19 protein-coding genes and 3 pseudogenes are annotated in these 23,298 nt (G+C 69.6%); 13 read left to right on the top strand and 9 right to left on the bottom strand.

Features of this window, described 5'->3' with window-relative positions; translation table 11 throughout:
• On the top strand, window positions 1–374 hold a 374-nt coding region (locus LADH09A_RS06670; RefSeq protein WP_238643976.1), incomplete at its 5' end, for a hypothetical protein.
• A gap of 160 nt (window positions 375–534) precedes the next feature.
• A pseudogene (locus tag LADH09A_RS32040) lies at window positions 535–1,075 on the top strand (transposase).
• Between the two features lie 95 nt (window positions 1,076–1,170).
• Here the strand turns inward: LADH09A_RS32040 and LADH09A_RS06660 are convergent.
• The gene (locus tag LADH09A_RS06660) at window positions 1,171–1,959 is read right to left on the bottom strand and encodes an SGNH/GDSL hydrolase family protein (protein ID WP_238643974.1); all 789 of its coding nucleotides are present in this window, start codon (window positions 1,957–1,959) and stop codon (window positions 1,171–1,173) included.
• Between the two features lie 53 nt (window positions 1,960–2,012).
• Between LADH09A_RS06660 and LADH09A_RS06655 the strand changes: the two genes are divergently transcribed.
• The 3 genes and pseudogenes from LADH09A_RS06655 to LADH09A_RS06645 form a co-directional block, all read left to right on the top strand.
• A complete protein-coding gene (locus LADH09A_RS06655) occupies window positions 2,013–2,654 on the top strand; it encodes a TetR/AcrR family transcriptional regulator (protein ID WP_238643972.1) in 642 nt (213 codons plus the stop codon).
• 36 nt (window positions 2,655–2,690) lie between these two features.
• Window positions 2,691–2,783, top strand: a pseudogene (locus LADH09A_RS06650) (DNA polymerase beta superfamily protein); the annotation flags it as partial.
• Between the two features lie 35 nt (window positions 2,784–2,818).
• Window positions 2,819–3,009: pseudogene (locus LADH09A_RS06645) on the top strand (DNA polymerase beta superfamily protein); the annotation flags it as partial.
• Between the two features lie 273 nt (window positions 3,010–3,282).
• On the opposite strand, the gene LADH09A_RS06640 reads toward LADH09A_RS06645, so the two are convergent.
• The 4 genes from LADH09A_RS06640 to LADH09A_RS06625 all read right to left on the bottom strand — a co-directional run bounded on the left by LADH09A_RS06640 (window position 3,283) and on the right by LADH09A_RS06625 (window position 10,360).
• Window positions 3,283–4,626 carry a M1 family metallopeptidase gene (locus tag LADH09A_RS06640; RefSeq protein WP_238643968.1) on the bottom strand — a complete coding sequence of 448 codons (1,344 nt, stop codon included), beginning with the start codon at window positions 4,624–4,626 and terminating at the stop codon, window positions 3,283–3,285.
• Complete coding sequence (locus tag LADH09A_RS06635; protein ID WP_238643983.1) at window positions 4,623–8,516, bottom strand: Pls/PosA family non-ribosomal peptide synthetase; 3,894 nt, start codon at window positions 8,514–8,516, stop codon at window positions 4,623–4,625. Before LADH09A_RS06635 ends, LADH09A_RS06640 begins: the two co-directional genes overlap by 4 nt.
• Window positions 8,517–8,745: 229 nt before the next feature.
• The gene (locus LADH09A_RS06630; RefSeq protein WP_238643967.1) at window positions 8,746–8,997 is read right to left on the bottom strand and encodes a three-helix bundle dimerization domain-containing protein; all 252 of its coding nucleotides are present in this window, start codon (window positions 8,995–8,997) and stop codon (window positions 8,746–8,748) included.
• Window positions 8,998–9,316: 319 nt separating this feature from the next.
• Window positions 9,317–10,360: an NAD(+)/NADH kinase gene (locus LADH09A_RS06625; protein WP_238643965.1), complete on the bottom strand. Its 1,044-nt coding sequence runs from the start codon at window positions 10,358–10,360 to the stop codon at window positions 9,317–9,319.
• A 200-nt stretch (window positions 10,361–10,560) separates the two neighbouring features.
• Between LADH09A_RS06625 and LADH09A_RS06620 the strand changes: the two genes are divergently transcribed.
• Window positions 10,561–11,460 (top strand): aldo/keto reductase, encoded by a 900-nt coding sequence (locus LADH09A_RS06620; RefSeq protein ID WP_238643964.1) that lies wholly within the window; start codon window positions 10,561–10,563, stop codon window positions 11,458–11,460.
• A 407-nt stretch (window positions 11,461–11,867) separates the two neighbouring features.
• On the opposite strand, the gene LADH09A_RS06615 is transcribed toward LADH09A_RS06620, so the two are convergent.
• Window positions 11,868–12,668 (bottom strand): helix-turn-helix transcriptional regulator, encoded by an 801-nt coding sequence (locus LADH09A_RS06615; RefSeq protein ID WP_238643963.1) that lies wholly within the window; start codon window positions 12,666–12,668, stop codon window positions 11,868–11,870.
• Between LADH09A_RS06615 and LADH09A_RS06610 the strand changes: the two genes are divergently transcribed.
• Window positions 12,667–13,230: a VOC family protein gene (locus tag LADH09A_RS06610; RefSeq protein ID WP_238643962.1), complete on the top strand. Its 564-nt coding sequence runs from the start codon at window positions 12,667–12,669 to the stop codon at window positions 13,228–13,230. The two genes, LADH09A_RS06615 and LADH09A_RS06610, sit on opposite strands and share 2 nt — an antisense overlap.
• A 135-nt stretch (window positions 13,231–13,365) precedes the next feature.
• Entirely contained in the window at window positions 13,366–16,062 is a 2,697-nt protein-coding gene (locus LADH09A_RS06605; RefSeq protein WP_238643960.1) for an AAA family ATPase, read from the top strand.
• A 62-nt stretch (window positions 16,063–16,124) separates the two neighbouring features.
• On the opposite strand, the gene LADH09A_RS06600 is transcribed toward LADH09A_RS06605, so the two are convergent.
• Together LADH09A_RS06600 and LADH09A_RS06595 are read right to left on the bottom strand one after the other, a co-directional pair.
• On the bottom strand, window positions 16,125–16,655 hold the full coding sequence (locus tag LADH09A_RS06600; protein WP_308194484.1) for an SRPBCC family protein: 531 nt from the start codon (window positions 16,653–16,655) through the stop codon (window positions 16,125–16,127).
• Window positions 16,656–16,768: 113 nt separating this feature from the next.
• Window positions 16,769–17,254, bottom strand: coding sequence for an SRPBCC family protein (locus LADH09A_RS06595; RefSeq protein ID WP_238643957.1), 486 nt, complete (start codon window positions 17,252–17,254; stop codon window positions 16,769–16,771).
• Window positions 17,255–18,054: 800 nt separating this feature from the next.
• Between LADH09A_RS06595 and LADH09A_RS06590 the strand changes: the two genes are divergently transcribed.
• From LADH09A_RS06590 to LADH09A_RS06570, 5 genes are all read left to right on the top strand, one after another.
• On the top strand, window positions 18,055–18,624 hold the full coding sequence (locus LADH09A_RS06590) for a TetR/AcrR family transcriptional regulator (protein WP_238643955.1): 570 nt from the start codon (window positions 18,055–18,057) through the stop codon (window positions 18,622–18,624).
• An 84-nt stretch (window positions 18,625–18,708) separates the two neighbouring features.
• Window positions 18,709–19,884, top strand: a complete 1,176-nt coding sequence (locus LADH09A_RS06585; RefSeq protein ID WP_238643953.1) for a GDSL-type esterase/lipase family protein — start codon at window positions 18,709–18,711, stop codon at window positions 19,882–19,884.
• Window positions 19,885–20,319: 435 nt separating this feature from the next.
• Window positions 20,320–20,880 carry a hypothetical protein gene (locus LADH09A_RS06580; RefSeq protein ID WP_238643951.1) on the top strand — a complete coding sequence of 187 codons (561 nt, stop codon included), beginning with the start codon at window positions 20,320–20,322 and terminating at the stop codon, window positions 20,878–20,880.
• 1 nt (window position 20,881) lies between these two features.
• Entirely contained in the window at window positions 20,882–22,303 is a 1,422-nt protein-coding gene (locus LADH09A_RS06575) for a dihydrolipoyl dehydrogenase family protein (RefSeq protein ID WP_238643950.1), read from the top strand.
• 290 nt (window positions 22,304–22,593) lie between these two features.
• Window positions 22,594–22,899, top strand: a complete 306-nt coding sequence (locus LADH09A_RS06570) for a hypothetical protein (protein ID WP_238643948.1) — start codon at window positions 22,594–22,596, stop codon at window positions 22,897–22,899.
• Between the two features lie 119 nt (window positions 22,900–23,018).
• On the opposite strand, the gene LADH09A_RS06565 is transcribed toward LADH09A_RS06570, so the two are convergent.
• Complete coding sequence (locus LADH09A_RS06565) at window positions 23,019–23,255, bottom strand: hypothetical protein (protein WP_238643946.1); 237 nt, start codon at window positions 23,253–23,255, stop codon at window positions 23,019–23,021.
• Between the last annotated feature and the right edge of the window lie 43 nt (window positions 23,256–23,298).

Genomic DNA, 23,298 nt, shown 5'->3' with positions numbered 1-23,298 from the left:
AGGGCGCACTCTTCATCGTCACGCAGGCACCCGATGGCACCATGTGGCCCGTCTACCGCACCGCAACCGCCGGCATCGGCGGGTTCAACCTCACAGAGCCGCAGGACCGGATCGTCGCCTTCGACCACGAGCAGACCGGCAACCTGGACCACCTAGCCCTCTACCGGCCGGGGAAGGGCGTCATGTTTATTGTCCAACACAAACCCGACGACACCTTCGCGGCCGTGTTTCAGGCACGTCAGGGCGTGGCGGGATTTGACCTGAGGAACCCCGACGACCAGGTGATTAGTTACGACATGGATCACGAGGGAGGCCCGGACCAGCTGCTCATGTACCGACCCGGCGCCGGCAACGTCGTTATCGCCGGCCCGTAAACCCTTCGTCACTGTTGGGGAAGCCCGGGAGAGCCGGGCTTCCCAGCCTAATACTTCAACGTCACTTGGCTTTGGCGCTGGCGTGGCGTGGGCATGGAGACGGCCACCGCGTTGATCATTGACGGTTTGTGAAGATAACCGAAGGTCGTGCGGTGGCCGCGTGCCACCGCAGGCGATGCAGCGGTTGCTGCGTACGGCGGTATGGGACGCCGACGCCGCCCGCGACGACGTTCGGGCGTGGCTGATCGAGCAGTTCGGCCATCCCGACGCCGTGCTGGTCACCGACGAGACCGGGTTCTTGGAGGAGGGCGTGTGCTCGGTCCGGGGTGCAGCGGCAGTACACCGGCACTGCCGGTCGGGTGGAGAACAGCCAGGTCGGGGTGTTCCTGGCCTACGTCTCACCTGCGGGGCGGGCGATGAACGACCGCCGTCTCCACCTGCCCGAGACGACCTGGTGCGACCGACCCGAGCGTCTCACCGCAGCCGGCGTCCCAAACGGTGTCGGGTCCGCCACGAAGCCGGCCCTGGGCGAGGACGGCCCGGCGCGACGACGGGTGGTGGCGGTGTTGCGCGTCGGCGCTGACGGTGCTCAAGACGTCGGGGCGCCGGCCACCGGATCCGCATGCGCCGCAGGCGACCGGGAGTCCGGGTTGGGGGAGGGGAGCGGGTTGGGAGCAGCGGGGTGCCGTGAGCGGCCTTGAACCGCGTCCAACGGCATCGAACGGCGAACAACTGCACCCACCCCATCCTGCGGCTCCGCATTGCCGCAGGTCAGAGTCGGCGCGGTGTCCTTGAACTACACCCAACGGCTGGCTTCCTCCGCGGTCGCGTCGTACGTGTGGCCGTCCTGCTGGTGGGCACCATCCGATTCCGCGGCCATCGGCAGGACCGCCTCGAGGATCGTGGCCGTCTGTGCAGCCAGCGTTCGGCCCCACACGCGGTATCCAGCTGGACCGGGATGGAAGCGGTCCGAGGCGTAGAAGTCGTCTCGTTCGACGGGCAGGTGCCCGACCGGCAAGTGGAACACGCTCTTGTCCCGTCGAGCCACGCCGGTGAGTTGCCGGTCCAGCCGGCGCGCGTGCGTCCCAAGCAGCAGCCGCACTGGCGCGGGCAGGGCGGGAAAGCGGTGCACGGGGGGCAGCCCCGCCAAAAGCACAGGGATCGGGGCACCGACCCGACGCCTAATCACCGCCACCAAAAGCTCGACATCGCTCCGAAACCGGCGGGGCCGCCGCAGCCGGACCGCATCGTTGACCCCCACCACCACAAGGACCACCTGCGGGCTCCATCGCGTGTGTGGATCTGTAATGCCGTCCATCAGGTCTGTTCGGATCGTTCTGGCCGTCGCTCCCGATCGTGCCACGACCCGCCAGGACAGGTGCCGCCCAGTCAATGCGGCGAGCGCAGCCGCAGTCTGACCGGCCAAGGCCGTCTGATGGTCGGCAGCACCGACCCCGGCCGCCGCGGAGTCGCCGAGCACAGCCAGCCGAAGGGGCTCTCCGCCGCCGGCCACCGTTCCCCAGTCGTCTCCCTGCGCTTCGGCAAGTCGCGGGATCCGTGCCCGGATCCGAGCCGCACCGAACATGCCGCCCTCCCCTCATAACGCTGTTATGCCAATAACACCGTTATGATGAACTCGTGTCAAGAGCGAGTACTGATCAGCGGCAGGAACTCGTCGAAGTCGCTGCTCGGCTGCTGACCGAGCAGGGACCCCGGTCGCTGTCCGCGCGGGCACTGGCACGCGAGACAGGCACGTCCACGATGGCCATCTACACGTACTTTGACGGCATGCCCGGCCTGGTGAGGGCCGTCATCCGGGAAGGCTTTTCCCGGCTGGCCGACCGGTTGGCGACGGTGAAGGCCAGCGACGATCCCGTCGCTGACAGCTTCCAGTTGGCAATCGCGTACCGGCGATCCGCGCACTTGGCGCCTCACCTGTACGCCGTGATGTTCGGCGGTTCAAGCATCGCAGGGTTCCAGTTGTCAGAAGAAGACCGACAACTCGGTCTCTACACGCTGCGCGTAGCCCGGGATGCCGTCACCCGATGCATCCAGACGGGCCGGTTCCGTCCCGCCGACCCCTGGTCCATCACCCAACACACGTGGTGCCAGCTCCACGGGCTGGTCAGCCTCGAACTTGCCGGCTTCCTCACGTCAGCCCGCCCACTTGACGACGAGTTCTGCGGGTACCTGCGGGACCTTGCGGTTGGTGCCGGCGACACACTCGAGCAAGCCCAGGCATCGATGGCGCTAGCCCTGGACAGGGTGAACAACACCTGACGGCAGCTTGTCGAGCGGCATGCGGTTCTCGCCGTTGTGGTCGGGTCGCGGGCGTACGGACTCCATGACCTGGCCTCCGACTACGACCGGCGTGGTGTGTACGTGGCGCCCACGCGGGCGTTCTCTCATTCTGGCCGCCGTGGGCCGCCGAGGTAGTCTGCGCCCTGCCCGTCCGCTGCTGTTCGCCGCCGTCGGCGGTGCGCATCTGTACGGATTCGCCTCCATCGACTCCGATGTGGATCTGCGGGCCGTGCACCTGGTAGCGGCTGAGGAGGTTGTCGGGTTGCGCACCGGTCCGCAGTCGTTGCAGCACATGGGCGTGCGCGACGGTGTCGAGTTGAACGTGGTCAGCCACGCCCGCGGGCCTGGTACCCGGGTGTAGAGCGGGCGCTTGGGGAGTGACGGTGAACCGGCGTTGGCAGCGGGCAACGCTCTTCCGGCGATTCCGATATCCGGCGTCGCCAGTAGACATCACCCGGGCGATCCGGGCCGCAGTCCCGGTCGGCGCGGTGCTCGACGGTGAGCTCGCCCAGTCGCAGCGGCGGGTCACCGCAGGGCGGTCGATGACTGTCGATTCGAGGTGCCGGGACCGGCACTCGGTTTCGGGAAGCGGTCGCGTCCGGGTTGGTCAGCGAGGTGGTGGAGGCAGCGTCGGGCTGTCGAGCCAGGCGGCGAATAGGCCGTCCAAGGGCTCCCGGGCGAAGCGCTGGGCATGCAGACGGAACTGCTCGGTCGTCACCGTCGCGTGTGGGTGCTCGGCAACCCAGGCCCGCAGGAGCGTGAAGAACGACTCGTCGCCGATCCTCTTCCGCAGGGCGTGCACCGTCAGCGCGCCACGCTTGTAGACCAGCGGGTCGAACATCCGGTCGACGCCGGGATCTGCGACGACGACGTGGCGCGGGCGAGCCGCGACCCACGAGTACCACTGCGCGGCCAGGGCGTCTGTTGGCAGGTCGCCGCAGACGCCGGACCACAGCCACTCGGCGTAGGTGGCGAAGCCCTCGTTGAGCCAGATGTGCCGCCAGTCCGCCACCGTGAGGCTGTTGCCGAACCACTGGTGGGCCAGTTCGTGCACGATCAGTCGCTCGTGCGTGCGCCGCCCGTCGACGTGGTTCCGCCCGAAGACCGCCATGCCCTGCGCTTCGACCGGATCATCGAGGTCGTCGTCGGCGACCACGACGACGTACTCCCGGAAGGGGTACGGCCCGAAGAGTCGCTGTAGCGCCGACATGATCTGGCCATGCCGGCCGAAGTCGTGAGCGGCGTTCCGGCGCAGCGCGGGCGGGACCGCCGCGCGCTGCGCCACCTCACCGACAGCCAGATCAACCATCTCGTAGCGTCCGATCTGCACGCTCATCAGGTACGGCGAGGTGGGCTCGCGGCGCTCGTACACCCAGGTCGTGCTGCCCGCACCCCGCTGACGGAGTACGGGATCGCCGGTCACCAGGACGGTGTACGGGGAGGGGGTTGTGACTGCCACCCGGAAGGTGGCCTTGGCACCGGGTTGGTCATCGCACGGGAACCACGACGGCGACCCGTTCGGCTGGCTGGCCACGAGCACCCCGTCGGTGAGTTCCTCCCACCCGAGCTCGCCCCACCGCCCGGAGATGGGCATCGGCTTTCCCGCGTACCGGATCTCCACCCGGAAGGTGTCCCCGGCGCGGATCGGCCGCTCCGGTTTGATCTGCAGCTTGTCCGGCCGGTGCAGGTACTTCGCCGGGCGCCCGTCCACTCGGACGTCCTGAACGCGCAGCCGACCGAGATCGAGAGTGAACCGAGAGAGTGACTGCGAAGCCACAGAAGTGATGTCCGCCCGGCCAGCGAGCCGGTTCGACACGACCCGGTAGTCGAGGTCGAGGTCGTAGTGCCGCACCCGGTAGCCGCCGTTGCCGTGCTCGGGCAGGTAGGAGTCGCCGGAGCGACTGGCGCCGGGCGTTGCGCCGGCCGACGCCGACGCCGCCTTCCGATTCATGCCGACCGTGCCGCTGGCGCCGACCAGGTGGTGATCGGATTGCCCAACCACCGGCTGTCACACGGCACGGCGTCGCCGCGGGTCACCAGTGAACCGGGCCCGACGGTGGTCCGCGCCCCGATGCTCGCGCCCGGCAGGATGATGCCGTGTGGGCCCAGCGCGGCTCCCGCGCCCAGTGTCACCTGGTCCATGCTCATCACACGATCATGGAACAGGTGGGTCTGCACCACACAACCGCGGTTCACCGTCGCGCCATCGCCGAGGTGCACCAGGTCGTACTCCGGTAGCCAGTAGGTTTCCAGCCAGACGCCCCGGCCGATCTTCGCACCGAGCGTGCGCAGCCACGCGGTCAGCAGCGGCGTACCGGTCGCGAAACGGACCAGCCATGGCGCGGCGAGGACCTCGACGAACGTGTCCGCGAGCTCGTTGCGCCACACGAAGGAGGTCCACAGCGCGCGCTCGGCGACCCGGAAGCGCCCGACCAGCAGCCACTTCGCGGCCGTCGCGATGGCGGCGGCGACGACCGCCGCACCCAGCAGCACCGGTCCGGCGGCGAGAGCGGCCGCCCACCACCCGGCGGCCTGCCAGACGAGCGCGAGTACGGCCAGGACGCCGATCGCCAGGGCGCCGGCGCACATCACCGGGACGATCCGGCACAGCTCGATCGCTGCGCGGGCCAACCTCAGCCGGACCGGTGGGTCGAAGGTGCGGCTGGTGTCGGCGACTTCCGCGGTCCGGCGCAGCGGCATCGGCGGCGCGCCGAGCCAGGAGGAACCCTTCTTCGCCTTGAACGGGGCTGACGACAACACCCCGACCAGGCCCCGCTTCGGCACCGAACGTCCGGGCGCAGCCATTCCCGAGTTGCCGAGGAACGCCTGCTTACCGATGCGGGCCGGAGCGACGCGCAGCCACCCGTGACTGAGCTCGTAGGTCGCGACCATGGTGTCGTCGGCCAGGAAGGCCCCGTCGGCGACCGTGGTCATCGCCGGCAGCGCGAGCACAGTGGATGCCTCCACCCCGCGCCCCACCTTGGCGCCCAGCAGCCGCAACCACACCGGTGTGAAAAGGCTGGCGTAGAGCGGGAACAGCCCCACCCGGGCCATCCCCATCAGCCGCTCGGTCGTCCAGACCTGCCACGCCACCCGCCCCTGCACCGGGTGGTACCCGGCGAGCAGGCCGATGCTGAGTGCCCGGACGGCCCCGAGCACCAGTAGCGCATAGCCCACCACGTAGACGACGGTCGCCACCGCGACGGTGGCCAGCACAGCGCCGACCGTTGGTCGGGTGGCGAGCGTCCAGCCGAGCAGGGCGAGCGCCGGCAGGGCGGCCACGACCGGAACCAGCCCCAGCAACTGGGCGGTCGACCCGTACGCGAGCGGCCAGAGGCGTGCGCCCGCCCGCGATCGAGGGGGACGCTGCCCAGGCCACCCGTCCGAATCCTTGGCAACTGCGGCTGCGGCGGGTGAGCCGGCCCAGTGTTGGTTGGCCGGTACGGCGCCGACCACCGTCGAGCCCGCAGCGACACGGGCGCCCTTGCCGACCCGAGCACCCGGCATCAGGGTGCTGCGGGAGCCGACCCGGGCGTCGGCACCGACGCGGACTCTGCCGATGCGGACGACGTCGCCGTCGATCCAGTAACCGGACAGATCGACCTCCGGCTCGATCGCCGCGCCGCGGCCGAGCTTCAGCAGGCCGGTCACCGGCGGCGCGGCGTGCAGGTCGACGTCGGCCCCGATCTGCGCGCCGAGAGCCCGGGCGTAGGTGATCATCCATGATGCTCCGGCGACACTGGTGGCACCGGTCAACTCGGCGAGGCGTTCGGCGGCCCACAGCCTCAGGTGCACGCCGCCACCGCGCGGGTAGCTGCCGGGGCGCACCCCGCGCAGCAGCAGTCGGGCTCCTCCGGCGGCCAGGGCGATCCGGCCGAGCGGGCTGAACAGCAGAAGCCAGCCCAGTGCCACCCACCACCAGGACACGACCGGTGCCCAGGGTGCCGGGGTGAGCAGGGCGAAGACGTTGCCGAGGGCAGCCAGGACGGTCAGCCAGCGCAGCCCGACCAGCGCCAGCATCGGCACCATCATCGCCGCCTGGAACAGCCCGGCGCGCCTCGGCGTCGGCCGGACCTCCAGGCGTGTCGCCGCCGTGGTGTCGAGCGCGTCGAGCACGGCGGCGAGCCGCGACACTTTCGGGTGGAGGTAGATGTCGGCCACCGAGACGCGCGGGTGCCGGCGCCGAATCCATGCCACCAGTTGCGCCGCGTTCAGGCTGCTGCCGCCGTGGGCGAAGAAGTCCGCGTCCGCCTCGGTGGGGCGTACGCCCAGGATCTCCGCCCAACCGCCGGCGAGCCATTCCTCCGTCGCGGTCAGCTCACCCGCGGTCTCCTGCGGGGTGGCCAGCGGCCAGGGCAGCGCGGCCCGATCCACCTTGCCGGACGTCCGAGTCGGCAGCGCATCCACCACCGCCAGCAGCGGCACGAGCGCGGCCGGTAGCTGCTCACGAATGCGCAGCGCTGCCGTCGCCGCATCGAACGTGACGCCGTCGTGCGGAACCACGTACCCCACCAACAGCTGATTGCCCGCGGCGGTGCGCTGCACCGCCGCCGCGGCACCGGCGATGTCGGGCAGCGACTGCAGCGCGGCGTCGATCTCACCCAACTCGATCCGACGTCCGCCCAGTTTCACCTGCTCGTCACCGCGCCCGACGAACAGGAGCCCTTCGGGCTCCGCCCGGACGATGTCACCGCTGCGGTACGCCCGTTGCCAGCCGAGTGCGGGCAGCGCCGCGAACTTCTCGGCGTCCTTACTCGGATCCAGGTAGCGGGCGAGACCCACCCCGCCGATGACCAGCTCGCCGGTCTCACCCATCGCCACCGGCGCGCCGGAGCCGTCGACCACGGCGAGATCCCAGCCGGCCAGCGGTAGCCCGATGCGCACCGGACCCTCGCCGGTCATCCGCGCGGCGCACGCGACCACCGTCGCCTCGGTCGGCCCGTACGTGTTCCAGACCTCGCGACCCTCGACGGCCAAGCGCTGCGCGAGCTCCGGCGGGCAGGCCTCCCCACCGAAGATCAGCAGCCGGACCTCCTCCAACGCCTCGACGGGCCACAGCGCAGCCAGCGTCGGCACCGTCGACACCACTGAGATGCGCTGCTCGGCCAACCACGGCCCGAGGTCGACACCGCTGCGGACCAGCGACCGCGCGGCCGGCACCAGACATGCGCCGTGCCGCCACGCCAACCACATTTCCTCACAGGACGCGTCGAACGCCACCGACAGCCCGGCCAGGACCCGATCCCGCGGGCCGATCGCCTCGCTCGCCTCGTCGGCGAGGAACAACCCCGCCTCGGCGTCCACGAATGCCGCCGCCGCGCCGTGGCTGACCGCCACCCCCTTCGGGGTGCCCGTCGACCCGGAGGTGAAGATGATCCAGGCGTCGTCGTCCGGGCCGGGCCGACCCGTCCGACCCGCGGGGGTACGACGTAGCGACACCGCCAACCCGTCACCGAGGACCGCAACGACCCCCGCCTCGGCGAAAACGAGCTCGGCGCGTTCCTCGGGGTCGTCCGCGTCGACCGGCACGTAGGCCGCGCCCGCCGCGAGAACGCCGAGGATTGCCAAATACAACTCGGCTGTACCGGAGGAGATCCGGACACCCACACGGTCGCCGACACCGATGCTGTGCTCGGAGAGCGACCTTCGGACGGCCTCGACCTCATCGGCCAGGTCGCGGTACGTCAGTATGGTGGCACCGCTGTCGAGCGCACCTGCGTCGGCGTGCGCGCGCACGGAGTCGTCGAGAATGTCGACCAGCGTGCGGCGGGCAGGGGCCGAGGCGGATCGGAACACCGCCGGGATCGTCGGTGCGGCAGCTGACGGCGGTAGCGCGACCATCTTGGGTTCACTCGTCACGGGCACCCGGCGTTCACCATTTTCGTCTTGCGGATCGGCGTCAACCAGGCGCGCGGCATGCGGATCGCCCTGGGCAGCCCTCAACGCTACGTCGCACCCGGCCGTAAGCGACGGTCAAGCAGCGGCATCGTGTCCACCACCACAGCGACCCCTCGCGGGAACGTCGAACGGCCTGCGAAACGCCACCCGCCGATCGCACTCGTGCCTGTGCTCAGGCCTTGTCGCCACGGATGTGAACGGTTCCACCGGCGCTGTGCAGTTCTTCCGTCACCTGCTTCTCGGTCAGGGCGACCAGATGTGAGTCGATGCTTGCCCTGTCCTTGAGGCGCTGGTGCGTTTCGTGCACGAGGACGGAGATCTCGCTCTCGTCAGCATCCGGGAATCGTTGTTTCAGCGTCTCGACCTGGCGTTGCAGGGCGATCTCCGGGTCGACGAGACCGCTACTGGCTGAGGGTTCGGTCATCACACACCTCGCACGTCGTCTTCAGTGTCTGCGCGGGTAGTGCCCCGGACATCCGCTCGGCATTCCGTCGTTTGCGCAAAGTTCACCTGCGGGAGCAGGCTCCCTCGCTCCGTCGGCGGGACGTTCAAGAGGTGCCAGTTCCCTTGACGCTTGGGCGGCCCATGATCATCATCGTGGTCCTCACGCTAACGCTGTTCGGCGCGACAACGTGGACGGCGCTGCGGCAACCGCTCGCCCGTAGCCCCGGCGTTCCACCACCGCCTCACCGGAGCGCTACTAGTGCGTTAGGAGCCTTCGTATCCTGCGCCCCACGGTCTTTCTATCTCGGTAGGTGCAGGTGTTGCAGATCCTCTGGCACCGGTAGATCCGGCCGGTAGACCAGCAGCGGGGGTTGGCTGTCGGTGTCGGCGCGGGCGGCAGGCGCGTCGGCCAGCGAGAACTGGTCCCGGAGGCGGCCGAAGAAGTCGTCGACGTCGGCGACGATGAGCTTCGCGCGGCGTCGGGCGGGGTAGACGGAGACCCAGTCGCCGGGGTCGAGAATGCCGTGTACGCGCCCGTCGACGACGACGGTGACCTGACCCGATCGCGGGAGCACCTGTACACCCACGGGTTCGTCCGGGGCGGTGACCATGCTGCGGTTGAACGCCATGTGCGGGGCGACCGGCGTGAATACGAGGGCGTTGAGCCGCGGCGAGAGGACCGGTCCGCCTGCGGCGAAAGAGTACGCGGTGGAGCCGGTCGGTGAGGCGACCATGACGCCGTCGGCGGAGTAGGTGGCGAACAGCCGCCCGGACAGGTACACGGCCACGCTGGTCTGCCGGTCTCGGCCGAGTTTTTCGAACACGACGTCGTTGAGGGCGCTCAGGCCCAACGGGACTCCCCAACCCACCTGGTCAGGCGCGCCCGGCCGGGGTAGGGGCGGGACGGGATCAGGGCCGCGGCCGTAGCGCAGCAGGGTCTGAAGCTCCGGTGGGACCTGCAGCGGTCGCGACGCCCGCAGGGTGAGCAGCATGCGCTCCTGGATGGGTGCGCGGCCGGTCAGGGCGGCGCCGAGCACCTTCGGCAGGTCCGCCGCGGCGAACGGAGTGAGGAAACCGACCCGGCCGGCCTTCACACCGAGAACGGGTGCGTCGGCCTCGACGGCGACGGCCAATCCGCGCAGAAGAGTGCCGTCGCCGCCGATCGTGACGACGAGCTGCGGTCGCTGCGCCATGCCGGCCAGCACGTCGACGGGGCTCTGCTCGTCCTGCCAGACATTCAGGGCCTGCGACGCCGCGCCGTGCTCGGCGCAGATCCGCGACACCATGTCCGCCGTCTCGGCGGCCTGCGGCCTGGTCGGGTGTACGACGACAGCAACGAGCATCCGAACCTCCCACGCCCTCTCGGCTATCGACTCATCTGACGATGAACACTGCGGCATTACTCTACGTACAGGTTCCACGAAAGGCGCGAGGCGCCGATCATCACCGGCGCCGCTTTCTGGTTCCTTGGTCGAGCTGGCGGGGACCGGGCACCGCTAATGGACTGGACCTCAATTGCGGTTGAGGTTTTAGGGTGTGGGTCATGCCAGGTGCCGAGATGGGAACGCGTCTATCCATGGGTCGCGATACTTTCGGCCGTCAGGGATTCGGCGCGATGAGGTTGCGCGATGGAACCGCCGACGGCACCGACCGTGACCCGGTGGCGGTGGTCCACGCCGCCCTCGATGCGGGCGTCACGATGGTGGACACCGCAGATGCCTACCAGAATGAAGAGCTGGTCGGCCGGGCAATCCGAGGGCGCCGTGATGAGGTGCTGCTGGCCAGCAAGTTCGGGTTGGTATGGCGAGGTGAGCTGGCCGGCGGCTTCGATGTACGGGCTGACCGGTCGTACGTGCGGCAGGCGAGCGAGGCGAGCCTGCGACGGCTCGGTGTCGACGTGATCGACCTCTACTATCTGCACCATCGCAGTGACAGGGTTCCGATCGAGGAAACCGTCGAAGCCATGGCCGAGCTGGTCGACCAGGGGAAGGTTCGCGCCCTTGGCCTGTCCAACGTGACGGCGGACGACCTACGCCGCGCACACGCCGTTCACCCGATCGCGGCGCTCCAGGAGCAGTGGTCACTGGTGCAGCGCGACATCGAGCATGAGCTGCTGCCCACCGTGGCCGACCTCGGAGTGGTCGTCGTGGCCCACTCCCCAAACGGTCATGGACTCCTCCACCAGCCTCCGAGCACAGCCGACGAGCAAACAGCGAGCGGCCTACGCGCCGCACTGGGCGAGATCGCCAGTGGACACGACACTACGAGCGGGCAGGTCGCACTGGCCTGGGTGCACCACCGGCAGCAGGTACACGGCGTGCCGGTCATCCCGATCCCGGGGACCACCAGCGTCCGCCACCTGCGTTCCAACGTCGCCGCAGCCGACCTGAGCCTGTCCGACGACGACCTGCGCCGGCTCGATACCCTCCGAGCTGCGTCGTGACCCGCACACCGTGTCCGGTTACGGATCGTCTTTCGGGACGGGTCGGACGGGCTTCATGGTCGACATCGCCAGGCTCCCAACTCCCCGGTGACCGAGCCGCGCTGTCGCCCACGCTGCCCCGGACTGAATGAGGATGCAGTCCGAAGGTCGGCATCGAGCATCTGGTCCTACCGCTGGTCGTGGGCGCAGGCAGGCGACGAGCCGTCACGCTCGGTGTTCGGTGCCCCGAGGCGCGACGCCCGGAACTGCCGATGTGCGGTTGCTCGATCAAGCACTGGAAGGCGCGCCGGGCAGCCCGGCCGCCCTCTCGGGATCCACATGCGGCGGGGGTCAACGCGCACGCGGTGACGGGCGAGTTCGGACGCCGCCTATTGCCTGAGCGGCCTCGAGGTCCGGATCCGGTCTCGTCAACCCAGTCGATCCAGCTTCTCGCGAGCGGTGGTGTCGGACCGAGGCGTGAGGACCACGAGGCGCAGGTCGGTGTTCTGGGTGGTCAGGACGTTGGCGTCCAGCGGGATCGCGCCCACGTCCGGGTGTACGGCGGTCTTGTGCGCGCTCTCGTGATGGGCCACCGCGCGGAGGGCCCAGAGGTGGCAGAACCTGTCGTTCCCGGCCATGCGCGAGATCAGTGCCGCCACGTCGGGATCGTTTGGATAGCGGGCGCTGGTCGCGCGCAGGTCGGCCACCAACGACTGCTCGAAGTAGGCGCGCTCGGTGTCGGTCTGGCGGACTCGGGGGTTTCGGGATTCGAACTGGACGATCAAGGCGTTGCGCTCGTCGGCGGTGGCGCCGGCGGGATCGCCGAAGACGGCTGCGAACAGCCGGTTCCAGTGCAGCAGCCGCCACACGGCGTCGTAGACGGCCACCGGGGTGTCGTCGAGGTGGTCGATGACACGGTGCAGGCTGCTGGGGATCAGGTGGGGTATCCGGTCCGGGGCCGCGGCGAAGCCGGCAAGGCGCATCAGGTGCGCCTCCTCGTCGTCGGAGAGTCGTAGCGCGCGGGCCAGGGAGGTGCCCACCTGCGCCGATGGTGTGGCGGCCCGGCCCTGTTCGAGGCGTGCCACGTATTCGGGGGAAATGCCGGCCAGTGCTGCCAGCTCACCGCGCCGTAGCCCGGCGACGCGGCGAGGTGATGCGTTCGTGAGACCGACCGTGGCCGGGTCCGTGCGATCCCGCCAGGCCCGCAGCGCGGCTCCGAGGTCATTCATGAACCCCATGATCCGCCATCGCTGGGTGGTACCAGTGGTACGCGGAAGATCTGTGTCTTCCACAGTGGTGGCTCGTCCCTTCAGGATGGGGATCATGAGCAGAGTGACCAGGATGCATCACATCGGAGTGCCGGTCAGCGATTTGGCGCGGTCGGTGAGGTGGTACGAGGACGTCCTCGGCATCGCGCCGAACGGCGTGACGATCGCGGCGACGAACCCGGCGATCGGTGCGGTTGTCGAGGTCGAGGAAGCGTCGATGCGGGCGTCGTTCGCGCTGGCCGGTGACAACGTCCTTCTGGAACTCATCCAGTACGACAGCCCGCAGCCGAGGCCCTTCACCGGGCGCAACTGTGATGTTGGGGTGATGCACCTGTGTTTTGAGGTCGACGACCTCGACGCGGCGCACCGCGACCTGGTGGAGCGGGGCGTGCACGTCAACGCCGACCCGGTCGTGCTCCAGGACGGCGATGGCGTCGAAGCGGGGACGCTGGCCGGGACGAAGATCCTCTATCTCCGTGACCCCGACGGCATCCAGCTGGAACTGTTCGAGTTGCCCTCGTAGGAGCGCCGATTCCGAACCCGGCGGCCGACCCGATCGGTGCACTGTTGCGGATACCATCGGTCGGGCCGCTACCGACACCGCCGTGGGCACCACACCGACCCCCACCACCACTCGTCCGGCGACATGCAGAAGTCGATGACAGACAACACATCCGGAACTTTCGTCGCTCGTGAGGCGGAGCTGGGCGAGATTGCCTCGGCGACGGCAGCCGCGGCGCGGGGCCGTGGCGGGGCGATGCTCGTTCTCGGTGACGCGGGGATCGGCAAGTCGACGCTCATCGGTGCGGCCGCTTCGTGGCTCGACGGATGGCAGGTGCTGCGGGTCGGTGGTGTCGAGTTCGAGAGCGAACTGCCCTACTCCGCCCTGCACCAGTTGTGCGCGCCCGTGCTCGAGCACCGCGCTGGGCTCCCCGTACCGCAGCGGAGCGCGCTCGACGCGCTGTTCGGGCTGCGGGCCGGTGTCACGCCGACCCCGATGCTGGTCGGGCTGGCCGTCCTGGGCCTGCTGAGTGCCGTAGGCCGGCGCAGGCCGGTGTTCTGCGCGGTCGACGACGTGCAGTGGATCGACGCCGGCTCGCGGCAGGTACTGGCCTTCGTCGCGGCACGCGTGGCCGTGGAGCGGGTCGCCATGGTGTTCGCTGCCCGCGACGCCGCCTCGGTGTCGGAGCTCGGTCGCCTACCCGCCCTCACTCTCACCGGGCTCTCCGATTCGGAAGCCCTCACCCTGCTGCGGTATCGGGCACCCTTCGGCCACGAGGCAGCGATCGTGCAACGGATCCTCGCCGAAGCAGCCGGCAACCCTCTTGCCCTGGTGGAGTTCGCCCGCGACGCCGGACCGTTCGGGCTACCCGGAAACGCCGGGCACCGCGCCGTGGAGCACCGGTTCGTGAGTCGGTTCCTGCGGCTGCCGGCGCCCACGCGCTCGGTTCTGGCGCTGGCCGCGGCGGAGCCGACAGGTGACCTCGTTCTGCTGCGGCGTGCGATGGCGTTCCAGGGGCTGGACGCCGCGGACCTGACCGCGGCCGAGGACAGCGGCCTGCTGGTGACCGGGCCCCGGGTGCACTTCCGGCATCCGTTGGCGCGTTCCGCGGTGTACCGGTCGACCGGCGCCGGGGCGCGCCGGCGGGCACACGCGGCGCTCGCCGCCGGTACGGACGCCGACGTCGATCCCGACCGTCGCGTCTGGCACCGGGCGAACGCGATCACCGGCCCGGATGAGGAGACCGCGGCCGAGCTGGAGCGTTCGGCCGGGCGGGCACAGCGTCGCGGCGGATTCGCGGCCGTGGCCGCGTTTCTCGAGCGCGCGGCCCGACTGACGCCCGGTCGGTCGCGCCAGGCCCGCCGGTTGTTGGCCGCGGCCCGGGCGCGGATGAGTTCGGGGGAACCTTCTGCCGCCCGGGGGTTGGTGGACGAGGCCGAGCGTCTCCAGCCGGATCCCGTCGACCGCCGCGCCGCGCGACTGCTACGCGCGACGATCGACTATCACGTGGCGCGCAGTATCCCGGCGACGATCGCGCTCATCGAGGCGGCCGACGGCATGGGGCCCGATGAGGTCCGCGAGACCTACCTGGAGGCGTTCGCGTCGCTGATGTTCAGCGTCGACGAACCGGGGAGGTTGCGGCGGCTGGCCCTGCACATCGGGGAACGGGTGCCCCAGCGTCAGCCGCCACGCCCGGTCGACCTGCTGCTGCAGGCGTTGGTCGAGCAGCACCTCCGCCCGGTGGACTTGGCGATGCCCCTGATGCGCCGCACGGTCGAAGCGTTCCGGAACCACGCCCGCACGTCCGAGGCGGATCCGTGGTGGATGGAACGCGCCTGCGTGCTGAGCGTCGACCTCGGTGACAGCGACGCCATGGAGGAGATCGCCGACCGTCAGGTGGAACTCGCCCGGGCACAGGGCGCCTACGCGATCCTTCCCCATGCGTTGCGCTTCCAGGCGGCAGCCCGGACGATCGTGGGCCGCTTCGCCGACGCGCAGGTCTGCATCATCGAGGCGCGTGCGGTCGATGAGGCCGCCGGGACGTCCAACCTCGTCGGGTCCGACCTGATGCTTGCCGCATGGAGCGGGGACGTCGACCGGTTCCGCGAGATCCGGGAGAAGCTGCGCGGCTGGGTGGGGGTGAATTTCACCGCGCTGCACTACGCGGAGAGCGTGCTGTGCAACGGCAGCGGCGATCATGAGGCCGCGCTCGACGCGTTGCTGCTCGTACGGGACCAGCACCGGCGCGGCGCGTACGCGGTCACCGGCTTCCACCATGAGCTGGTTGAAGCCGCCGCGTACGTCGGACGTCCCGAAGAAGCCAAGGAATCAGCTGACTGGATCGGGGATGTCGCACGGGTCAACCCGAACGCGTGGACGACGGGCGCGCATCTGCTGGCGTGTGCGCTGCTCGACCCGGGGCTCGGCGCGCAGGACCACTACCGTGCGGCGATCGGCCATTTCGCCGGGAGCAGGATGCGGGTCCACTACGCGCGTGCCCGACTGCTCTACGGACATTGGCTGCGACGGGTCGGCCGCCGCGCCGAGGCGCGGGTGGAACTGCGCGCCGCGTACGAACTGCTCTCCACCATCGGCGCGCGCGGGTTCGCCGGCCGCGCCGCCCGCGAACTGGATGCCATCGGCGAGCCGACCCTGACCGACGACGCCGATCCGCTCGCGGGGCTGACCGCCCGCGAACTACTCGTCGCCCGCAAGGTCGCCTCCGGCGCAGGCACCAAGGAGGTCGCCGCGCTGCTGTTCGTCAGCCCGCGAACGATCGACGCCCACCTGCGCAACCTCTACCGCAAACTGGGCATCACCTCACGCCGGCAGCTACGAGAACTCCTCCACTGACGGAGCCGGCCGACCGAACAATGAAGGGGCCCCGCCGGTACCAGACCGGCGGGGCCGCCGGCTCACGTCAGCGCCGGGCGTCGGGCTCGATCACACTCCCGTTCGGCACGCGTCTTCAGCTCCGTCAGCCACGTCTCCAGGCCCGCCGCGAGAGCCTCGGTGGAGAAACCGACGTCCTGCTCCACCTGGTCACCGCGCCACGTCTCCTCGGTACGCACGAGAACCCGACCGTCGATCTCGGTGAACGTCCAGACGTGAACCCCCTCGTCGATGCGCAGCCCCGCACCGACCGCCGGGCCGGTCCATCGAAGGCACTTCCGGTGCTGAAGCTGCCGGACGGTGGACGTGACGACGAGGGTGGTGGCGGGATTCAGCGCGGTCTCGGGGACCGGTGTCGTCCATCGGAACGATGAACCGGGACGCAGTGGGCCACGATCGAGCCGCTTGCTGGAGGAAACCGGCTTCTGCCACGACGGCCAACGTTCCACGTCGGTCTGCAGGTGCCAGACGGTCCGTAGCGGAGCGTCGATCGTCGTCTCCGTCCGATAGCGAATCCTCGCCGCGGTGTCGACAGTCCGTCCCGCACATCGCACCGTCGCGTGGTCGGAGCCGACATCGGGCCTGACCTCGGCCCGAGCCGGCGCACCTGCGGCGCCCACGAGGCCGGCCACGACCACTGCCGCCGCAGCGGCGAACACGCGACTCCTCACGAGGTGGTCACCGCCTCGGCGGTGCCCTTGAGTCGTTCCAGCCACCTGGCGAGGGTGGTGTCGAGGCCCTCCTGGAACGGCGCGGGGTCGGCATCGACAGGCGGGCCGGCGAAGGACTCCTCGGTCGACACCTCCACACCGTCGCCGGCCGGCGTGAGCGCCCAGACGTGGACGCCGAGGACCCCGTCCGGTCCGTCACCGTATCCCCGCCACACGAGGCGTTCCCGCGGTCGTACCTGAACGATCGTCGACTCGATCTCCATGCCCGCGGCCGACCAGCGGAACACGGAGCCCGGCGCGAGCGGACCGGGTGTTTCCACGCGTGCGTACGGGATTTCCGGCAGCCAGGTCGTCCATGCGTCGATGTCCGTGAGGATCCGCCACACAGTGTCCGGCGACGCGGTCACCGTGACGCTGTGGCGGCTGACCACCGGGGCCGACACGTCAATACCGGCCTCGTCGGTGTCCGTAATGTTCTCCATCGTGAAGCCTCTCTGCGGTCACTGACCATCGGAACGCCGGGCCTGAGCGAGCCGCTAGATCCACACCCGGCAGAAGCGATCGTGCCAAGACGGCAACCGCTACACATCGGCAAGAACTACCTAGTTCGCCCGCAGCAATGTCAGGTGATCGCGCGCCGACACCCTGCTGTGGCTGGGCCACCAACAACCGGCTTGCAGGCACGGCGGGGGCTGGCGGCCGGCATGACGCCGGCCGCCACCCCGTGTGCACATGTCCATCACCGGCGCAGGATCGCTCGGGCTGGCACGACGACCGCGACCAGAACCAGTCCGACGGCGGCGACCGCGAGGGACCCCCACGCCAGCGGGGGAACGTAGGGCCCCGACCAGGCGTAGTGCGCCCAGCTCACCGGCGGCGGTCGAGGACAGTCATCACCAGGGTGTTGAGAGCGGCGATGGCGCCTGACGAAGTGCTACTAGCCAGGCCGCCTGTGACGGTGTCCCTGCGATGCGTCGGCGGTGGCTTGTAGCTCGCCGCCGCTGCGCGGGGTGGCGGCGGCGACCACCCAACCGCGGCGGGTGAGTTCGCTGACCAGCACGAGCCCGAGCGCCGGGAAGCGCCCGCACGAGGTCGTCGACCTCACCTGGTGATCACCTGACCCTGCGGCGCCGCCGGATCGAACGTCCGCCACTGCTCACCGACGGCCAGGCGCACGCCTTCCAGATCTCTCGTTCGGTCCGTTGCTCCCGAGCTGCGGGGCTGGTTTGCCTATACCTATTAGGCAGGAGCATAGTAGGTGTAGGCAGTTAGGAGGAGGGTGATGGAAAGACCAGGGCTGACGCCGGAGCGTCTGACCCGAGCGGGGGCGGAACTGGCCGATGAGGCCGGCTTCGACGCGGTCACCATCTCGGCGCTCGCCCGGCGGTTCGACGTCAAGGTCCCGAGCTTGTACTCGCATCTGAGGAACTCGCAGGACCTCAGGATCCGCATCGCGCTGTTCGCGCTCGAGGAACTCGCCGATCGCGTCGCCGACGCCGTCGCTGGTCGTGCCGGCAGGGACGCCCTGGCCGCTTTCGCTGACGCGTACCGCGAGTACGCCAGGGAGCACCCGGGCCGGTATGCGGCCGCCCGGCTCCGGCTCGATCCGGAAACGGCGGCCGCCAGCGCTGGTGTCCGGCACGCCCAGATGGCCCGGGCGATCCTGCGGGGCTACGACTTGGACGAGCCGGCCGCGACACATGCGGTCCGAATGCTGGGCAGCGTCTTCCACGGCTACGTCAGTTTGGAACTGGCCGGTGGTTTCGAACACAGCGCCCCCGCTGCCCAGGAATCCTGGGACTGGATCGTGGATTCGCTCGACTCGTTGTTACGCAACCGCAGCACTACCTGACCCGGGCAACGGCCGCACCGCCGCAAGCGGTTCGCTACGCGGCGCGCCGATGAATACCGAGATTCGGTCGAAAGGCTTGAGGCAATGACCACCGAACACCAATGGACCACCCCGGTCACAGCGGACCTCCTGCGCGGCTTTGTCGACGTGGAGGCGACGGCGCGCGGTCTGCTGCCGCATCGGCTGACCACCCAGGCGCGCCGGCAGATCCCCGACGACCAACTGGCCATGGCCGAGGCCCAGCCCTCCGGTGTCCGGCTGGCGTTCCGTACTCGGGCGACCACGATCGAACTGGACACGCTACCCACCAAACGGGTCTACCAAGGCTTCCCACCACCGGCGGACGGCGTCTACGACCTGCTGGTCAACGGCCGCCTGGCCGCGCAGGCCTCGGTGCCCGAGGGCAACGTCCGGACCGTTGCCGACATGTTCACCCAAACCTCGGTGCTGACCGAGGGGCCGGCCGGCACCGCCCGCTTCGCGGATCTGCCGGCGGGTGAGAAGGACATCGAGATCTGGCTTCCGCATACGGAGATCACCGAACTGATCGCGCTGCGCACCGACGCGCCCGTTGAGCAGGCCCCGCCCAGCGGGCGCAGGACGTGGCTGCACCACGGCAGTTCCATCAGTCACGGCTCGAACGCCGCTCATCCCAGCGCCATCTGGCCGGCCCTGGCCGCGGCTGAGGGCGGTGTGGAGTTGGTCAACATGGGGTTCGGCGGGAGCGCGCTGCTCGACCCGTTCACCGCCCGCGCGATGCGGGACATCCCGGCGGACCTGATCAGTGTCAAGATCGGCATCAACATCGTCAACAGCGATGTGATGCGTCTGCGCGCCTTCGCTCCCGCGGTCCACGGTTTCCTCGACACTGTCCGCGAGGGGCACCCGACCACACCTCTGCTGGTCGTGTCCGCCATCCTGTGCCCGGTCCAGGAGGACACGCCCGGCCCCCTCGTCCCGGACTTCGAGGGCGGGACCCTGCGGTTCAAGGCCACGGGCGATCCGGCCGAGCGCAGCGCTGGGCGGCTGACGCTCAACGTCATCCGTGATCAACTCGCCCGGATCGTCGAACAGCGCACGGCCGACGACCCGAACCTGCACTACCTCGACGGACGGGACCTGTACGGCGAGGCGGACTACGCCGAACTCCCGCTACCCGACGAGGTCCACCCCGACCCTGCTGCACATCGCCGCATCGCCGAGAACTTCGCGCGGCTCGCGTTCGGCGACGGTGGCCCCTTCGCCACCAGGACCGGCTGACCGTGTGGGGTGCGCCGAGCAGCGACGGCCACATGCCGGTGCTGCTCGGCGCAGTCCGTGCCGCGTTGTTCCGTTCGTTCTCCTGGACCTGCGCCATCAGCGTGTGAGCGGCGTGGTGGTGATGACCGTGTCGACCGCGCCGCGATCCATTTCATGAGCGCCCCCAGGCTCGACAGCACCAGTCGATGGCGAGGGGTGGGAAGCGACGCCGGGGCAGGTTGATCGCACCGACCCTCGCCGCCGGCGCAGGGGGCGAGGGCGCGTTGTGGTGCGGCGATCAAGTCGGTCTGCTGGTCGCCAGCGGGGGCGTTGTGTGCAGCAGTCGAGCTGTCGGAGTCGATAGAACGTTCGGTCTTGACGATGCGGATTGCACCTGTCATGCTTTACAAGACAGAACGATCGGTCTCTCTAGCCCCTCCGCTGAAAGGGTCACCCGTGACCACCATTGCTGCTCTGCCCGGTATTTCCCAGACGGCTTCCGCGCTGCGGCGGCTGTACTTCGTCCGCTTCGCGTTCGCCATCGTCTGGGCTGGTGTGGCGATCGCGACCGCCAAGGAGATCGGCCCGCTCACGGTGGCGCTGTTCGTGCTCTACCCGTTGTTCGACGTGGGCGCCGCCATCTACGACCTCCGTTCGTCGCGGGCCACGGGCTCGCCGACCCTGCTGTACGTGAACATCGCGGTCAGCCTGGTCACGGCGGTCGGCGTGGGTGTCGCCGGGGCGTCCGGTGTTCCCGCTGTCCTGCGGGTGTGGGGCGCTTGGGCGGTCGTGGCTGGTCTGGTCCAGTTGATCGTGGCTGTCACTCGTCGGAAGATGGGTGGCCAGTGGCCGATGATCATCAGTGGCGGCATCTCGGTCCTGGCCGGTGGGTCCTTCATCGCCGGTGCTTCCGCGGCCAACCCGTCGCTGACCAACGCGGCTGGCTACGCCATCCCCGGTGCCATCTTCTTCCTCATCGCCGCAATCCGTCTCGGCCGCGTCGCGAAGGGCAACTGACATGACCCCCATCGAGTACGACGTCATCGTGATCGGTGCCGGTCCGGTCGGGGAGAACGTCGCCGACCGGGTCGTGCAGGGCGGCCTGACCGCCGCGATTGTCGAGCGGGAACTGGTCGGCGGGGAATGCTCGTACTGGGCCTGTATGCCGACCAAGGCGTTGCTGCGCAGCGCGTCGGCGTTGCGGGCTGCCCGCCACCTGCCGGGCGCGCGGGAGGCGGTGACGGGAGACCTGGACGTCGCGGCGGTGCTCGCGCGGCGGGACTCCTTCGCGTCGCACTGGAAGGACGACGGGCAGGTGTCCTGGCTCGAGTCGGCGGGCATCGCGCTGCATCGCGGTCAGGGGCGGATCCGTTCGGTCCGGGTCGTCGAGGTGACCGGCGTCGACGGCGTCACGGTCACGCTGACCGCGCGGCACGCGGTGGTCGTGGCGACCGGAAGCAGCGCTCTGCTGCCGGACATCCCAGGCTTGCGGGAGGCGACGCCGTGGTCCAGCCGCGAGGCCGCTTCGGCCACCTCGGCTCCCCACCGGCTTGCGATCATCGGTGGTGGCGTGGTGGCGGCCGAGATGGCGACCGCGTTCGCCGCTCTGGGATCGTCGGTGACGGTGCTGGCCCGTGACGGTGTGCTGTCGTCGGCGGAGCCGTTCGCGGGGGAGTTGGTCACGGAGTCGTTGCGCGAGGCCGGTGTGTCGGTACGCCTGGGCGCGGAGGCCGTCTCCGTTAGCCGCGACGACAGCGCAACTGTTCACATCGGTACGGCTGACGGCCAGCAGGTGGAAGCCGACGAGGTGCTGGTGGCGGTCGGTCGGACCCCGAACACCCAGGACATCGGGCTGGAGAGCATTGGGCTGGCGCCGGGTGCCTGGCTGGCGGTCGACGACACGTTGCGAGTCGTCGGCGGCGGGGAGTGGTTGTACGCCGCCGGCGATGTGAACCGGCGGGTGCTGCTGACCCATCAGGGCAAGTACCAGGCGCGAGCGGTGGGCGACGTGATCGTGGCCCGGGCGAAGGGTGAGAAGGTCGAGGACGGCCAGTGGGGCCGCCACGCGGTGACGGCCGATGAGCGCGCGGTGCCTCAGGTGATCTTCACCGACCCGGAGATCGCGTCGGTCGGGCTGACAGCGGCCGCGGCCGAGGCGGCTGGGCTACGGATCCGGGTGGTGGACTACGACCTGGGCTCCGTCGCCGGATCGTCCCTGCACGCCGATGGCTACAAGGGACACGCCCGCATGGTCGTCGACGAGGACCGAAAGGTGGTCATCGGCTTCACCCTCGCCGGCCCGGACGTTGCGGAACTCATCCATGCCGCCACGATCGCCATCGTCGGCGAGGTCCCGCTGGACCGGCTGTGGCACGCGGTTCCGGCCTATCCGACCGTCAGTGAGGTGTGGCTGCGGCTGTTGGAGACCTACGGCCGCTGACGTGAACCGAGCGCTCGTCCCAGCGCTGTTCGCGCCGGGACGAGACTCGCCGCCCACTACCGTGCACTGGGGACGAACCCCGTTGCCGATCGGGCGTGGTGCCTATTGGTGGACCCGAGGTCCTCGCAGCGATCTGTTCCCGCTCCGGGAGGCGAGCAGCCACTGAGCTGGCTCCCGCATAGCCGCCGTCACTGGCAAGACAGAACGTTCGCTATGTCCAATTCAGGTCCGCGACGTTAATTTTCTCCGGAAATAGATCAAATATTCTTTCCACTTCAAGGGAGAGTTCCTTGCCCACCAAGATCACTATCGTCATCGATAACCCTGCGAGCCCCGACGACTTCGAGCGGGCCTACGCGGACGTGAAGGCTGCCGCAGCGAAGTTCCCGAAGCTGCGGCGACTCGAGTCAGCGAAAGTGTGGCCGAAGGAGGATGGCACCGCTACCCCCGCGTACCGGACGCTCGACCTCTACTTCGACAGCTACGAGGACGCCTCCGCAGCGGTCGCGACCACCGTTGCCGCTGATATCTTCGGCACCCTCGTGGGGACGCAGGTCACGTTCAAGGGGCTGTTCTCGGACATCGAGCAGGCTTAAGGATTACAAGCTCCCGGGCGTAGGCAGAAACGACGCCCACGCCCGGGGTTCCTTTTGCTTCAGCGGGCGGGTTCAGGCCCAGAATCGCCAGGTTGTTGAACCGTCGGGTTGCCGCAACCTCAGCTGATCAGCGGAATGCGCGCGGCAGTGCCGCTGCCGGCGAGTCCCGCGGGCTGGCGGGTGCCGGCGGTGAGGCCGACGTCGGCGGGTCGGACCTGCTCGAGCGCCGTCGGGAGGAAGGCGAGAAACAACTTTCGTTGAATACGATCAGCTTCCCCCGGGGTGGCGTACCCGGCTCTGCACTCGAAGCCGAACGTCGACACTGCTGGCCAGGACGCCGTGGCAGGCGCGCCCATGCGTGCTCCCGCCAGATGTGAGCGGGCCAAGGCCCGGCCAGGG

Source organism: Micromonospora cabrerizensis (assembly GCF_022230955.1).
Classification (GTDB): domain Bacteria; phylum Actinomycetota; class Actinomycetes; order Mycobacteriales; family Micromonosporaceae; genus Micromonospora; species Micromonospora cabrerizensis.
Note: the sequence above shows the minus strand (reverse complement) of the source record. Positions and strands in the feature narration are given on the sequence as shown.

Coding starts and splice junctions, on each gene's coding strand:
- LADH09A_RS06660 (WP_238643974.1), bottom strand. CDS start 1,959: ATGTTCGGTGCGGCTCGGATCCGGGCACGGATCCCGCGACTTGCCGAA.
- LADH09A_RS06640 (WP_238643968.1), bottom strand. CDS start 4,626: ATGAATCGGAAGGCGGCGTCGGCGTCGGCCGGCGCAACGCCCGGCGCC.
- LADH09A_RS06635 (WP_238643983.1), bottom strand. CDS start 8,516: ATGGTCGCGCTACCGCCGTCAGCTGCCGCACCGACGATCCCGGCGGTG.
- LADH09A_RS06630 (WP_238643967.1), bottom strand. CDS start 8,997: ATGACCGAACCCTCAGCCAGTAGCGGTCTCGTCGACCCGGAGATCGCC.
- LADH09A_RS06625 (WP_238643965.1), bottom strand. CDS start 10,360: ATGCTCGTTGCTGTCGTCGTACACCCGACCAGGCCGCAGGCCGCCGAG.
- LADH09A_RS06620 (WP_238643964.1), top strand. CDS start 10,561: ATGCCAGGTGCCGAGATGGGAACGCGTCTATCCATGGGTCGCGATACT.
- LADH09A_RS06610 (WP_238643962.1), top strand. CDS start 12,667: ATGAACCCCATGATCCGCCATCGCTGGGTGGTACCAGTGGTACGCGGA.
- LADH09A_RS06615 (WP_238643963.1), bottom strand. CDS start 12,668: ATGAATGACCTCGGAGCCGCGCTGCGGGCCTGGCGGGATCGCACGGAC.
- LADH09A_RS06605 (WP_238643960.1), top strand. CDS start 13,366: ATGACAGACAACACATCCGGAACTTTCGTCGCTCGTGAGGCGGAGCTG.
- LADH09A_RS06595 (WP_238643957.1), bottom strand. CDS start 17,254: ATGGAGAACATTACGGACACCGACGAGGCCGGTATTGACGTGTCGGCC.
- LADH09A_RS06590 (WP_238643955.1), top strand. CDS start 18,055: ATGGAAAGACCAGGGCTGACGCCGGAGCGTCTGACCCGAGCGGGGGCG.
- LADH09A_RS06585 (WP_238643953.1), top strand. CDS start 18,709: ATGACCACCGAACACCAATGGACCACCCCGGTCACAGCGGACCTCCTG.
- LADH09A_RS06575 (WP_238643950.1), top strand. CDS start 20,882: ATGACCCCCATCGAGTACGACGTCATCGTGATCGGTGCCGGTCCGGTC.
- LADH09A_RS06565 (WP_238643946.1), bottom strand. CDS start 23,255: ATGGGCGCGCCTGCCACGGCGTCCTGGCCAGCAGTGTCGACGTTCGGC.